We start from the raw sequence: 13,188 nt of genomic DNA, 5'->3' as shown, positions 1-13,188 counted from the left end.
CTCAGGGCACCACTGTCGAGCCGATGGTGGGCAGGAAGTTGCACTGGTGGTCCTTGGTGCTGACCTGACCGAAGATCGTCGACATGATGCTGCCCGAGCCGGTGTCGACGATCGCGGTCAGCGTCGTCGGCCCGTCGGCGTTGATGTCGCTGCGGGGCTGCAGGGTGGCGCTGCCGGACTTGCCGGTGGTCAGGTTCACCCAGGTCACGTTCAGCGGTAGCTTCTGGGTCTCGGCCGGGCCGGGCGTGCCGACGGCGGTGAAGACGTAGGCGGTCTGGCCGGCCTGCGGACCGGGTGTGGGAATGGTGGCCGGGCCGGCCACCGACAGGGCGGTGGCGATGACGTTGCCGCCGTCGGCCAGGCAGTTCTGCCCGATCGACGGGTACATGAAGTCCTGGGTCGGCGGGGCGTCCGGGCCGAATCCCGGGTTGGCGGCCGGGCCCGCGCCGGGTGCCGGGGTCTCGGCGGGTACGGCGTCGGCCGGCGGGGCCGTGACGGCGCCGGCAGCCGCGGCTTCAGGGGCTGCCGGAACCGCCTCGGGGGCCGGCGGCACGGCTTCCGGAGCACTCGGTGCGGCGTGCGGAACCGGTCCCACCGACTTGGCGGGGTCCACGCCGCTCGGCAGGTGGGCCACCAGGCCCGGCGCCGATCCGGCCGTCGGCACGTGCTGGCCGGACAGCGCCACGGGCGCATCGGGCGGCGATTGCACGAACTGCGCGACCGAGTCGGCCACCTGCCGGGACCCGGCCGGCGCCGAGGAGTTACCGGCGAACGCGGCGGCCGCTGCCATCAGCAGCGAAGATGCCCCGGCCGGGTCGGCGGCCGCCTGCTGGATCACCGGGCTCAACTGCTCGATCGCGGGCAGCCCGGGAAATCCTGCGGTGGGCAACGGGACGGCCGGGACGGCCGGGTCGGCGGCGGCTACTCCGCCGAAGATCAGTGCAGCCGAGGATCCGACCGCGACGGTCGCGGTGGCGGCCGTTGCACTTGTCGTGCTGAACAGCGTCCGGAGTCGCGACATGAGTTCCCCAATTCCTCGGCGGTGACGTCTACGAAATCCGAAGCTAGCCTGTTACTGGTGAGGCTCAAGTGACACGTGTGTGATTTATGGAACCGTTACGGACCCGAACCGCGACGGTGATCCGCCGGCCGTTCGCTAAAGTCGTGCCGGTAGACACCACCCTCGACTCTCCGGCCGCGCGTACCTGGGCGAACCGACTGACCGCCTCGGCCCCGCTGCTGCTGGCGGTCAGCATCGTGGCGCGTCTCGCCTGGACCTATCTGACCCCGCGCGGCGCCAACTTCGTCGACCTGCACGTCTACATCAGTGGTGCCGCCGCACTGGGCGGGCCCGGCGGGCTGTATGACTACGTCTACGCCGACCAGACGCCCGACTTCCCGCTGCCGTTCACCTATCCGCCGTTCGCCGCGGTGGTGTTCTACCCGCTGCATCTGCTGCCGTTCGGCCTGGTCGCCTTCGTCTGGCAGATCGGCACCATGGCCGCGCTGTACGGCGTGGTCCGGCTCAGCCAGCGACTGCTGGGGGTATCGGTCACCGCCGGCCGCCGGATTGATGCGGCGGTCCCAGCTTCGCATCTCCTTCGTCGAGCCTCGCTGAACCGCCGGGTGGCGATGCTGTGGACGGCGGTCGGGATCTGGACCGAGCCGTTGCGCAGCACGTTCGACTACGGCCAGATCAACGTGCTTCTGGTGCTGGCGGTGCTCTACGCGGTCTACAGCAGCCGCTGGTGGGTCTCGGGTCTGCTGGTCGGCGTGGCCGCCGGGGTGAAGCTGACCCCGGCGATCGCCGGGGTCTACCTGGCCGGCGCGCGACGCTGGGCCGCCGCAGCGTTCTCGGCGGTGGTCTTCGCCGGCACCGTCGCGGTATCGGTGTGGGCCACCGGGGACCAGGCCCGCCGCTACTTCACCGAGCTGCTCGGCGATGCCCACCGGGTGGGTCCGATCGGTACGTCGTTCAATCAGTCCTGGCGGGGCGGGATCTCGCGCATTCTCGGGCATGACGCGGGCTACGGTCCGCCGGTGCTGATCGCGGTCGCGATCACCGTGGTGCTGGCCCTGCTGGCCTGGCGCGCGCTGAGCAGCAACCCCGCCCGGTCCGACCCGCTCGGCCTGCTGCTGGTGGTGGAGCTGTTCGGGCTACTGGCCTCGCCGATCTCCTGGACCCACCACTGGGTGTGGCTGGTGCCGCTGATGATCTGGCTGCTGCACGGCCCGTACGCGGATCGCCGGGGCGCGAGGGTGCTGGGCTGGGGCTGGCTGGCGCTGACCCTCATCGGGGTGCCGTGGCTGCTGAGTTTCGCCCAGCCGACCATCTGGCAGGACGGCCGGCCGTGGTACCTGGCGTGGGCCGGCCTGGTCTACATCGTCGGGGCGCTGGCCACCCTGGCCTGGATGGCGACCACGCGGGTCAGCTCGCCAGAATCCGGTTGATCTCGCCGGCCATCGCCACGTCCTTGTCGGTGATGCCGCCCTCGGAGTGCGTCACCAGCGCGAACGTCACCGTGCGCCAGCGAATGTCGATATCGGGGTGGTGATCTGCCGCCTCGGCGCGCTCGGCGACCCGCCGTACCGCGTCGATGCCGGCCAGAAACGAGCCGAACTTGATCGATCGGCGCAGCGCACCGTCGGCCTGCTCCCAGCCGTCGAGGCCGCTCAGCGCGGAGTCCACCTGGTCGTCGGTCAACAAAGCCATACCCCGACGGTAGGACGGTATAGCCTCACACGCCATGCCCACCCAGATCGTGGTCGCCGGAGCCGTGATCGTCGGCCCGGCGGTGCTGATCGCCCAGCGACGCCGTCCGCCGGAGCTGGCCGGTCGCTGGGAACTGCCCGGCGGCAAGGTCATGCCCGGCGAGAGCGAACCGGCTGCCCTGGCCCGTGAGCTCGCCGAGGAGCTGGGCCTCGACGCCGAGGCCATCACGGTGGGCGAGCGCCTCGGCGCCGACGTCGTGCTGGACTCCGGTATGACTTTGCGCGCCTACCGGGTCAGCCTGGCGCGCGGCGAGCCCCGCCCCGACGATCACCAGGCACTTCGCTGGGTGACCGCTGTGGACTTACCTGACGTTGACTGGGTACCTGCCGATCGAGCTTGGCTCTCTGAGCTGGCTCGGGCACTGTAGGTGAAACAGCTCTGTAAATTCTGCTGACGGATTGAGTCGCTCAGCGATATATCTCGCTACGCTGGGATTTTGGCTGAGATGGTGTGCTGCGACGTCCCGGCTGGCTACCTGAACCGCTGGAGTGCGGCGACCTCTAAGGAGAACTCCGATGACACGCGCTACGCCGCCCGCATCGCCCTCTGCGGCCCATATCGGTGGTCCGCTGGAGGACCTGCTGCAGCGCAGCGGCCGGTTCTTCACGCCGGGTGAGGTCTCGGCGGATCGGCGCGCCGTCACCCGCCGGGGCGGCCGCGAGGCCGACATCTTCTACCGGGACCGCTGGAGCCACGACAAGGTGGTCCGGTCCACCCACGGGGTGAACTGCACCGGGTCGTGCTCGTGGAAGATCTTCGTCAAGGACGGGATCATCACCTGGGAGAACCAGGCGACCGACTATCCCTCGGTGGGCCCGGACCGGCCCGAGTACGAGCCCCGCGGCTGCCCGCGCGGCGCCTCGTTCTCCTGGTACTCCTACTCGCCGACCCGGATCCGCTACCCCTACGCTCGGGGGCCGCTGGTCGAGATGTTCCGGGAGGCCAAGGCGCGCCTGGGCGACCCGGTGCTGGCCTGGGCCGATATCCAGGCCGACCCCGAACGCCGCCGGCGCTACCAGCAGGCCCGCGGCATGGGCGGGCTGGTGCGGGTGACCTGGGCCGAAGCGACCGAGATGATCGCGGCCGCGCACGTACACACCATCAAGGCCCATGGCCCCGACCGGATCGCCGGCTTCTCGCCGATCCCGGCGATGTCGATGGTGTCGTTCGCCGCCGGCTCCCGGTTCATCCAGATGCTCGGCGGCGTGATGACATCGTTCTACGACTGGTACGCCGACCTGCCGGTCGCGTCGCCGCAGGTGTTCGGCGACCAGACCGACGTCCCGGAGTCCGGGGACTGGTGGGACGCCGCATACCTGATGATGTGGGGCTCCAACGTCCCGATCACCCGCACCCCCGACGCGCACTGGATGGTCGAGGTGCGCTACCGCGGCACCAAGGTGGTCAGTGTCAGCCCGGACTACGCCGACAACACCAAGTTCGCCGACGAATGGATGCCCTGCGCGGCCGGCACCGACGGCGCGCTGGCCATGTCGATGGGCCACGTCATCCTCACCGAGTGCTACGTCAAGAAGGAAGTGCCGTTCTTCACCGACTTCGTGCGCCGCTACACCGACCTGCCGTTCCTGATCAAGCTGGAGGAACGCGACGGCCGGCTGGTGCCGGGCAAGAACCTGACCGCCGCCGATCTGGGCGGGGACCTTGCGAATACCGAGAACGCCGCGTTCAAACCGGCCCTGGTCGATGAAGTCACCGACAACGTCGTCGTGCCGGGTGGCTCGCTGGGCTTCCGGTGGGGCGACGAGGGCATGGGCAAGTGGAACCTCGACCTCGGCGATGTGCGACCGGCCCTGACCGTGCTCGACCCGGCGGCCCACAACGGGCACCGGCGCACCGCGCTGGTGTCGCTGCCCGGCTTCGACACCGTGGACGGCCACGGCACCGTCGTCGAGCGCGGGGTGCCGGTCCGCCAGGTCGGCGAGCACCTGGTCTGCACGGTCTTCGACCTGATGCTGGCCAACTACTCGGTGGGCCGTCCCGGGCTGCCGGGCGAATGGCCTACCGGATACGAAGACGGCACGCAGGTCAACACCCCGGCCTGGCAGGAGCCGATTACGGGGGTCTCGGCCGCCCAGGCGATCCGGGTTGCCCGCGAATTCGCCCAGAACGCATTGGATTCCGGCGGCCGCTCGATGATCATCATGGGCAGCGGGATCTGCCAGTGGTTCCACGGCGACGCCACCTATCGCGCGGTGCTGGCGCTGCTGATGTTGACCGGGTCGATGGGGCGCAACGGCGGCGGCTGGGCGCACTACGTCGGCCAGGAGAAGGTGCGTCCGCTGACCGGCTGGGCCACGATGGCGGCGGGCAACGACTGGTCGCGGCCGCCGCGGCAGGTTCCGGGCACCTCGTACTGGTATGCGCACACCGACCAGTGGCGCTACGACGCCTACGGGGCCGACAAGCTGACCACCCCGCTGGGCCGCGGACGGTTCGACGGCAAGCACACCATGGACCTCCTGGCGTCGGCGACGGCGATGGGCTGGAGCCCGTTCTACCCGCAGTTCGACAAGTCCAGCCTGGACGTGGCCGATGCGGCCGAGGCCGCCGGCCGCGATGCCGGCGAGTACGTCGCCGAGCAACTCGCCTCCGGTGAGCTGAAGCTCTCGGTGACCGACCCGGACAACCCGGTGAACTGGCCGCGGGTGCTCACGGTGTGGCGGGCCAACCTGATCGGCGCCTCGGGCAAGGGTGGCGAGTACTTCCTCAAGCACCTGCTCGGCACCGACGCCAGCGTGCTGGGGGAGCCGCCGGCCGGTGGGGTGAAGCCGCAGAATGTGCGCTGGGACAGCGACATTCCCGAAGGCAAGCTCGATCTGCTGATGTCGATCGACTTCCGGATGACCTCGACCACGTTGATGTCCGACGTCGTGCTGCCCGCGGCGACCTGGTACGAGAAGGCCGACCTGTCATCGACCGACATGCACCCGTATGTGCACTCGTTCAGCGCGGCGATCGACCCGCCGTGGGAGACCCGCAGCGACTACGACGCCTTCGGTGCGATCGCGCGGACCTTCAGTGGCCTGGCCAAAAAGCACCTGGGTGTCCGCAGCGATGTCGTGCTCACCGCGATGCTGCACGACACCGCCGACGCGATGGCCTATCCCGAGGGCACCGAACGCGATTGGCTCAACACCGGCGAGACACCCGTCCCCGGCAAGACGATGCCCAAGGTCACCGTGGTGGAACGCGATTATGCGGCGATTCACGACAAGTGGCAGTCGCTCGGCCCGCTGGTGGACACCTTGGGGCTGACCACCAAGGGCTACACCGTGTTCCCGGACGAAGAGGTCGAGGACCTGGCGGCCAGGTTCGGAGTGATGAAATCCGGTGCCGGCGAGGGCAGGCCGGCGCTGACCACCGCGACCCGGATGGCCGACACCGTGCTGGCGTTGTCGGGCACCACCAACGGCCGGATCGCGACGGAGGGCTTCCGCGCCCTGGAGAAGCGCACCGGCCAGCGGCTGGCACACCTGTCGGAGGGCAGCGAGGAGAAGCGGATCACCTACGCCGACACCCAGGCCCGTCCGGTGCCGGTGATCACCAGCCCGGAATGGTCGGGCAGTGAGACCGGCGGCCGGCGCTACGCGCCCTTCACCATCAACATCGAGTGCCTCAAGCCGTTCCACACCCTGACCGGCCGGATGCACTTCTACACCGCGCACGACTGGATCGAGGAGCTCGGCGAGCACATGCCGGTGTACCGGCCGCCGCTGGACATGGTGCGGCTGTTCGACGCCCCCGAATTCGGCGAGGTCGGCGACGGCATCGGCATCACGGTGCGGTATCTGACCCCGCACTCGAAGTGGTCGTTCCACTCCACCTACCAGGACAACCTCTACATGCTGTCGTTGTCCCGGGGCGGGCCGACCATGTGGATGAGTCCCGGGGACGCCGCGAAAATCGGTGTGAAAGACAATGATTGGATCGAAGCGGTCAACGTCAACGGGGTGTTCGTCGGCCGCGCGATCGTGAGCCAGCGGATGCCGGACGGGGTGGTGTTCGTCTACCACGTGCAGGAGCGCACCGTCGACACCCCGCGGGCCGAGACCAACAACAAGCGCGGCGGCACGCACAACTCGCTGACCCGGATCCGGGTCAAGCCCAGCCATCTCGCCGGCGGCTACGGCCAGCACGCGTTCGCGTTCAACTACCTCGGACCGACCGGCAACCAGCGCGACGAGGTGACGGTGGTGCGTCGCCGCACCCAGGAGGTTCGTTACTGATGAAGGTTATGGCTCAGATGGCCATGGTGATGAACCTGGACAAATGTATCGGGTGCCACACCTGCTCGGTGACCTGCAAACAGGCCTGGACCAACCGCGAGGGCACCGAGTACGTGTGGTTCAACAACGTCGAAACCCGCCCGGGCGGAGGGTATCCGCGCAGCTACGAGGACCAGAGTCGCTGGAAGGGCGGCTGGACGCTGGACAAGAAGGGCCGGTTGCGGCTGCTGGCCGGCGGACGCGTCCACAAGCTGCTGAACATCTTCGCCAATCCCAACCTGCCCGGTTTGAAGGACTACTACGAACCGTGGACCTACGACTACGAGAACCTCACCTCGGCCCCGCTGGGCGACACCATCCCGGTTGCCGCGCCCCGCAGTTCGATCACCGGCGATCCGATGAAGATCGAGTGGGGGCCCAACTGGGATGACAACCTCGCCGGTTCGCCGGAGAACCTGGTCAACGACCCGATCCTGGCGAAGGTCAGTGACCAGGTCAAAAGCGAGTTCGAAGAAACCTTCATGTTCTACCTGCCGCGGATCTGCGAGCACTGCCTGAACCCGTCGTGCGTGGCGTCGTGCCCGACCGGGGCGATCTACAAACGCGAAGAAGACGGCATCGTGCTGGTCGACCAGGACCGCTGCCGCGGTTGGCGGTTGTGCGTGTCGGGATGCCCGTACAAGAAGGTGTACTTCAACCACAAAACCGGCAAGGCCGAGAAGTGCCACTTCTGCTATCCCCGTATCGAAGTCGGCCTGCCCACGGTCTGCTCGGAGACCTGTGTCGGGCGGCTGCGCTACATCGGGCTGGTGCTCTACGACGCCGACAAGGTCCTCGAGGCGGCGTCGGTGGAGAACGACACCCACCTGTATGAGGCGCAGCGCGCGGTGTTCCTGGACCCGACCGACCCGGCGGTGATCGCCGGCGCGCGCGCCGAGGGGATCTCCGACACCTGGATCGAGGCCGCCCAGCGTTCGCCGATCTACGCGCTGATCAACACCTACAAGGTGGCGTTGCCGCTGCACCCGGAGTACCGCACCCTGCCGATGGTCTGGTACGTCCCGCCGCTCTCGCCGGTCGTCGACGCGGTCAGCCGGGACGGGCACGACGGTGAGGAACTGGGCAACCTCTTCGGCGCCCTCGAAGCGCTGCGCATTCCGATGGCCTACCTCGCCGAACTGTTCACCGCCGGCGACACGGCCATCATCGAAGACGTGCTGCGCCGCCTGGCGGCGATGCGCTCCTACATGCGCGACATCAGCCTGGGTCGGGAGACCCAGCCGCACATCCCCGCCTCGGTCGGCATGACCGAGGAGGAGATGTATTCCATGTACCGGCTCTTGGCGATCGCGAAATACGAAGAGCGGTATGTGATTCCGACGGCCTACAGCCAGAAGGCGCACGAGCTCGAACACATGGGATGCTCCATCACCGGTGGTCCGAACGGCCACGAGGAGGACCCGTTCGTGGGCGCCGACGAACAAAGCGGGTCGTCGTTCCACATGGTCGAGAACGGCGGACACGCGCAGCGGCCGCGGGGCCGGACCAACCTGCTCAACTGGGGTGGCGGCGATCAAGCGGTGCCCGAGATGTTCCCGGAGCACCAGTGAAGCGGTTCCTGCGGTCTCTGCGGCGCCAACCCGGCGGGCCCGGCGACCGCGCCGTGTGGCAGGCGGCGTCGCTGATGCTGGCTTATCCCGACGAACACCTGCACCAGCGGCTCGACACCGTCGAAGCGCTGCTCGCCCACGCGGATGCGACGCCGGCGGATCTGTTGCAGCGCACCGTGACCGCGCTGCGCGCCACTGATCCGATGGCGGCTGCGGTCGACTATGTCGAAACCTTCGACATGCGGCGGCGTTCGACGATGTTTCTGACCTACTGGACCGGCGGGGACACCCGCAACCGGGGCGTGCAGATGCTGGCCTTCGCCACCGCCTACCGCGAGGCCGGCGCCGAGCCGCCCGCCGGGGAGGCGCCCGATCACCTGCCGGTGGTGCTGGAGTTCGCCGCGACCGTCGACCCCGAGGCCGGACGCCAGTTGCTGCTGGCGCACCGGGCGCCGATCGACGTCCTGCACAAGTCGCTGAGCGAAGCGGAATCCCCGTATGCCTACACGCTGGCCGCCGTGTGCGAGACACTACCGGCGGCGACTGATCAGGAGGTGCAGAACGTGAGCGAGCTGATGGCGTCCGGCCCGCCGGCCGAAGCCGTTGGGCTGGAGCCGTACTCGGCGACCGTTTCGCTCGGCATGCCGAAGGTGCCGGCGCGGTGACGACGACCGGAAACGCCGCGGAGCTGTGGTGGGACATCGGGCCGTATTTCGTGGCGGCCATCGCCGGTGTCGCCACCTGGTGGCGGTACAAATACGACAAGTTCGGCTGGACCACGCGCTCGTCGCAACTCTATGAGTCCAAGCTGCTGCGGATCGGCAGCCCGATGTTCCATTTCGGCAGTTTCGTGGTGATCGCCGGGCACATCGTGGGGCTGTTCGTCCCGGAGTCGTGGACCCGCGCACTGGGGATGAGCGACCGGCTCTACCACATGCAGGCACTGATCCTCGGGCTTCCCGCCGGCATCGCCACGCTGGTCGGTGTCGCGTTGCTGATCTATCGTCGCCGCACCGAGCGATCGGTGTTCAAGGCCACCAGCGTCAACGACAAGCTGATGTACGCGGTGCTGGTGTGTGCGCTGGTGGTCGGCATGAGCTGCACCCTGATGGGCACCACCGCCTACGGGGAGGAACACGACTACCGGGAGACGGTCTCGGTCTGGTTCCGGTCGATCTTCGCGCTGAATCCGCGCGGTGACCTGATGATGCAGGCGCCGTTGTACTTCCAGGTGCACGTGATGATCGCGCTGGCCCTGTTCGCGCTGTGGCCGTTCACCCGTCTGGTACACGCGTTCAGCGCGCCGATCGGCTACCTGTTCCGGCCCTACATCGTCTATCGCAGCCGCGACTTCGCGAAGAAGAATCAGCCGATGGGCTCCCGGCCGCCGCGGCGGGGCTGGTGAGATCCCTCGCGGCGCCGCTGGGCGCGCTGGTGATGATGATCGGCCTGGGTGGACCCGCGCAGGCCGAGCCGTCGGACGTCGACACCGACTTCCTCGCGGCTCTGCAGGCGGCCGGCATCACCTACAACCGCGGCGATCAAGCCATCGTCACCGCCAAGATGGTGTGCAAGTTCATCGCGGAGGGCAAGCCGAGCCCGGAGGTGCTCGAGGGCCTCAAGGAACGTAATCCGGGTTTGACGACCGAGCACGGGACCATCTTCGTCGGGATCTCCGCACGGTCGTACTGCCCGGATCAACTGGTGCAGAACGCTGCCGGGGGAACGCCGTAGCGGTTCGTCACGTGCGCTGAACCGGCAGGAGATCTCATGAAACGCACCGTCATCCCGGCCTGGATGCAGCCGATGCACGATGCCCATCACTTCGCGCCGGCGGTCATCGACGGCGACCACCTGCGCTGCTCGGGCATGATCGGCCTCCGTCCGGACCTGACCGTGCCCGAAGACCTGACGGAGCAATTCACTCAGGCCTTTGAAAACCTTCGCGGCCTGCTGGCGGAGGTGGGCCTCGGCTTCGCCGACGTCATCGAGATGACCACGTACCACGTCGGTCTCGCCGCGCACTTCGACGAGTTCTGCGCGGTCAAGGACGCCTTCGTCGCCGCTCCCTTCCCGGCGTGGACCGCCGTCGGGATATCCGAATTGGCGTCTGCGGGGGCCGCGGTCGAGATTCAGGTCACCGCGCGGCTGCGCTGATTGCCGCGCGACCGGGAGGGGCGGCATAAAGTTACCGGCGTGGCCCTGCCTGACGACGTCTACGCCCGGTTGCTCACCTTCCGGACTCGGCTGCGCCGCTTCGAGCGCTGGAGCGCTGACCAGGCCCAGGCCGCCGGGCTCACCCCCGCGCAGCACCAACTGCTGTTGGCGGTCCGCGGTCACGGCGACTCGCGGGGTCCGACGGTCGGTGACGTTGCCGAATACCTGCTGCTGCGCCATCACAGTGCCGGCGAGCTGATCCAGCGCGCCGAAGCGGCCGGGCTGGTCACCCGAGTCCGCGACAGCGAAGACCAGCGGGTGATCCGGCTGCAGCTCACCGAGGCGGCTGCGGAGCGCCTGCAATCGCTGACCGAGCTGCACCTGCAGGAGCTGGAACGGTTCAGTGCCGAGTCCCCGCTGGGGCTGTGAACCGGCCTGGGAACGGACTGTGACCTTGGCGGCTTCGGCCCTCTCGTTTTCGCGATTGACGGGTTGCGCTGGCAGAATCGCCCGGTGAACTTTCGTAACGTCGCCATCGTCGCGCACGTAGACCACGGCAAGACGACTCTGGTCGACGCCATGCTCCGCCAATCCGGTGCCCTGCACGAACGCGGGGAGGCCGCCGACCGGGTGATGGACTCCGGAGACCTGGAGCGGGAAAAGGGCATCACTATCCTGGCCAAGAACACGGCCGTACATCGCCACCACCCCGACGGGACCGTCACCGTCATCAACGTCATCGACACCCCGGGCCACGCCGACTTCGGCGGGGAGGTGGAGCGCGGGCTGTCGATGGTCGACGGGGTACTGCTGCTGGTCGACGCATCCGAGGGCCCCCTGCCGCAGACCAGGTTCGTGCTGCGCAAGGCGCTGGCCGCACATCTGCCGGTGATCCTGGTGGTCAACAAGACCGACCGCCCCGACGCCCGCATCGGCGAGGTGGTCGACGCCAGCCACGATCTGCTGCTCGATGTGGCCAGCGATCTCGACGACGAGGCGCAGGCCGCCGCCGAGCACGCGCTGGGGCTGCCGACGCTCTACGCGTCCGGCCGTGCCGGGGTGGCCAGCACCACCGCCCCCGCCGACGGCTCGGTCCCGGACGGCGAGAACCTCGATCCACTTTTCGACGTGCTGCTCGAGCATGTGCCGCCGCCCTCGGGCGACCCCGACGCGCCGCTGCAGGCGCTGGTCACCAACCTCGACGCCTCGGCGTTCCTGGGCCGGCTTGCGCTGATCCGGGTCCACAACGGCCGCATCCGCAAGGGCCAGCAGGTCGCCTGGATGCGCGAGGTCGACGGCGAGCCGGTGACCACCACGGCCAAGATCACCGAGTTGCTGGTCACGGTCGGCGTCGAACGCACGCCGACCGAGGAGGCCGCCGCCGGTGACATCATCGCCGTCGCCGGGATCGCCGACATCATGATCGGTGACACCCTGGCGGACACCGCCGATCCGGTCCCCTTGCCGCGCATCACCGTCGACGAGCCGGCGATCTCGGTGACCATCGGCACCAACTCCTCGCCGCTGGCGGGCAAGGTCTCCGGGCACAAGTTGACCGCGCGGATGGTCAAGTCACGTCTGGACACCGAGCTGGTCGGCAACGTGTCGGTCCGGGTGGTCGACATCGGGCGCCCGGACGCCTGGGAGGTGCAGGGCCGTGGCGAACTGGCGCTGGCCATCCTCGTCGAGCAGATGCGCCGCGAGGGCTTCGAGCTGACCGTCGGCAAACCGCAGGTGGTGACCAAGAAGATCGACGGCAAGGTGCACGAGCCGTTCGAGCACCTGACCGTCGACTGCCCCGAGGAATACGTCGGCGCCATCACCCAGCTGGCGGCGGCCCGCAAGGGCCGGATGACCGAGATGGCCAACCACACCACCGGTTGGGTGCGGATGGAGTTCATCATCCCCAGCCGCGGCCTGATCGGCTGGCGCACCGACTTCCTCACCGAGACCCGCGGGACCGGCATCGCCAACGCGGTCTTCGACGGCTACCAGCCGTGGGCCGGCGAGATCCGCGCCCGCCACAGCGGCTCGCTGGTCTCCGACCGGGCCGGATCCATCACGCCCTTCGCACTGATCCAGTTGGCCGACCGCGGACAGTTCTTCGTCGAGCCGGGGCAGGACACCTATCAGGGCATGGTGGTGGGGATCAACCCCCGTGCCGAGGACCTCGACATCAACGTCACCAAAGAGAAGAAGCTGACCAACATGCGGTCCTCGACGGCGGACGTGATGGAGACGCTGGCCAGGCCGATCGAGCTGGACCTGGAGCAGGCGATGGAGTTCTGCGCCGTCGACGAGTGCGTCGAGGTCACCCCGGAGGTGGTGCGGGTGCGCAAGGTCGAGCTGGATTCGACGCTGCGGGCGCGCAGCCGCGCGCGGGCCAAGAACCAATAGATTT

12 protein-coding genes are annotated in these 13,188 nt (G+C 68.5%); 10 read left to right on the top strand and 2 right to left on the bottom strand.

Annotated features, from left to right (window positions below):
• Position 1 precedes the first annotated feature (1 nt).
• Positions 2-1,021 (bottom strand): Rv1157c family protein, encoded by a 1,020-nt coding sequence (locus G6N23_RS14720; RefSeq protein WP_085262409.1) that lies wholly within the window; start codon positions 1,019-1,021, stop codon positions 2-4.
• An 86-nt stretch (positions 1,022-1,107) separates the two neighbouring features.
• Between G6N23_RS14720 and G6N23_RS14715 the strand changes: the two genes are divergently transcribed.
• Positions 1,108-2,451 carry a mannosyltransferase gene (locus G6N23_RS14715; RefSeq protein ID WP_085262408.1) on the top strand — a complete coding sequence of 448 codons (1,344 nt, stop codon included), beginning with the start codon at positions 1,108-1,110 and terminating at the stop codon, positions 2,449-2,451.
• On the opposite strand, the gene G6N23_RS14710 is transcribed toward G6N23_RS14715, so the two are convergent.
• A complete protein-coding gene (locus G6N23_RS14710) occupies positions 2,429-2,713 on the bottom strand; it encodes a 4a-hydroxytetrahydrobiopterin dehydratase (protein WP_085262407.1) in 285 nt (94 codons plus the stop codon). The two genes, G6N23_RS14715 and G6N23_RS14710, sit on opposite strands and share 23 nt — an antisense overlap.
• Before the next feature lie 34 nt (positions 2,714-2,747).
• Here G6N23_RS14710 and G6N23_RS14705 point away from each other — a divergent pair, with 34 nt between their 5' ends.
• From G6N23_RS14705 to typA, 9 genes are all read left to right on the top strand, one after another.
• A complete protein-coding gene (locus tag G6N23_RS14705) occupies positions 2,748-3,140 on the top strand; it encodes a (deoxy)nucleoside triphosphate pyrophosphohydrolase (protein WP_085262406.1) in 393 nt (130 codons plus the stop codon).
• Positions 3,141-3,288: 148 nt separating this feature from the next.
• Positions 3,289-7,020 (top strand): nitrate reductase subunit alpha, encoded by a 3,732-nt coding sequence (locus G6N23_RS14700; RefSeq protein WP_085262405.1) that lies wholly within the window; start codon positions 3,289-3,291, stop codon positions 7,018-7,020.
• Positions 7,020-8,630, top strand: coding sequence for a nitrate reductase subunit beta (narH, locus tag G6N23_RS14695; protein WP_085262404.1), 1,611 nt, complete (start codon positions 7,020-7,022; stop codon positions 8,628-8,630). Before G6N23_RS14700 ends, narH begins: the two co-directional genes overlap by 1 nt.
• Positions 8,627-9,295 carry a nitrate reductase molybdenum cofactor assembly chaperone gene (narJ, locus tag G6N23_RS14690; RefSeq protein WP_109560213.1) on the top strand — a complete coding sequence of 223 codons (669 nt, stop codon included), beginning with the start codon at positions 8,627-8,629 and terminating at the stop codon, positions 9,293-9,295. Before narH ends, narJ begins: the two co-directional genes overlap by 4 nt.
• A complete protein-coding gene (narI, locus tag G6N23_RS14685) occupies positions 9,292-10,035 on the top strand; it encodes a respiratory nitrate reductase subunit gamma (protein ID WP_085262403.1) in 744 nt (247 codons plus the stop codon). Before narJ ends, narI begins: the two co-directional genes overlap by 4 nt.
• Positions 10,032-10,364: a DUF732 domain-containing protein gene (locus G6N23_RS14680; RefSeq protein WP_085262402.1), complete on the top strand. Its 333-nt coding sequence runs from the start codon at positions 10,032-10,034 to the stop codon at positions 10,362-10,364. The genes narI and G6N23_RS14680 overlap by 4 nt, the downstream gene beginning before the upstream one ends.
• 36 nt (positions 10,365-10,400) lie before the next feature.
• A complete protein-coding gene (locus G6N23_RS14675; protein WP_085262401.1) occupies positions 10,401-10,787 on the top strand; it encodes a RidA family protein in 387 nt (128 codons plus the stop codon).
• 39 nt (positions 10,788-10,826) lie between these two features.
• The gene (locus tag G6N23_RS14670) at positions 10,827-11,216 is read left to right on the top strand and encodes a MarR family winged helix-turn-helix transcriptional regulator (protein ID WP_085262400.1); all 390 of its coding nucleotides are present in this window, start codon (positions 10,827-10,829) and stop codon (positions 11,214-11,216) included.
• 84 nt (positions 11,217-11,300) lie between these two features.
• On the top strand, positions 11,301-13,184 hold the full coding sequence (typA, locus tag G6N23_RS14665; protein ID WP_085262399.1) for a translational GTPase TypA: 1,884 nt from the start codon (positions 11,301-11,303) through the stop codon (positions 13,182-13,184).
• The last annotated feature ends 4 nt before the right edge of the window (positions 13,185-13,188 follow it).

Source organism: Mycolicibacter terrae, assembly GCF_010727125.1.
GTDB lineage: Bacteria > Actinomycetota > Actinomycetes > Mycobacteriales > Mycobacteriaceae > Mycobacterium > Mycobacterium terrae.
The sequence above is the reverse complement of the archived record's forward strand: the minus strand, read 5'-3'. Positions and strand labels throughout refer to the sequence as shown.

Coding starts and splice junctions, on each gene's coding strand:
- G6N23_RS14720 (WP_085262409.1), bottom strand. CDS start 1,021: ATGTCGCGACTCCGGACGCTGTTCAGCACGACAAGTGCAACGGCCGCC.
- G6N23_RS14715 (WP_085262408.1), top strand. CDS start 1,108: ATGGAACCGTTACGGACCCGAACCGCGACGGTGATCCGCCGGCCGTTC.
- G6N23_RS14710 (WP_085262407.1), bottom strand. CDS start 2,713: ATGGCTTTGTTGACCGACGACCAGGTGGACTCCGCGCTGAGCGGCCTC.
- G6N23_RS14705 (WP_085262406.1), top strand. CDS start 2,748: ATGCCCACCCAGATCGTGGTCGCCGGAGCCGTGATCGTCGGCCCGGCG.
- G6N23_RS14700 (WP_085262405.1), top strand. CDS start 3,289: ATGACACGCGCTACGCCGCCCGCATCGCCCTCTGCGGCCCATATCGGT.
- narH (WP_085262404.1), top strand. CDS start 7,020: ATGAAGGTTATGGCTCAGATGGCCATGGTGATGAACCTGGACAAATGT.
- G6N23_RS14675 (WP_085262401.1), top strand. CDS start 10,401: ATGAAACGCACCGTCATCCCGGCCTGGATGCAGCCGATGCACGATGCC.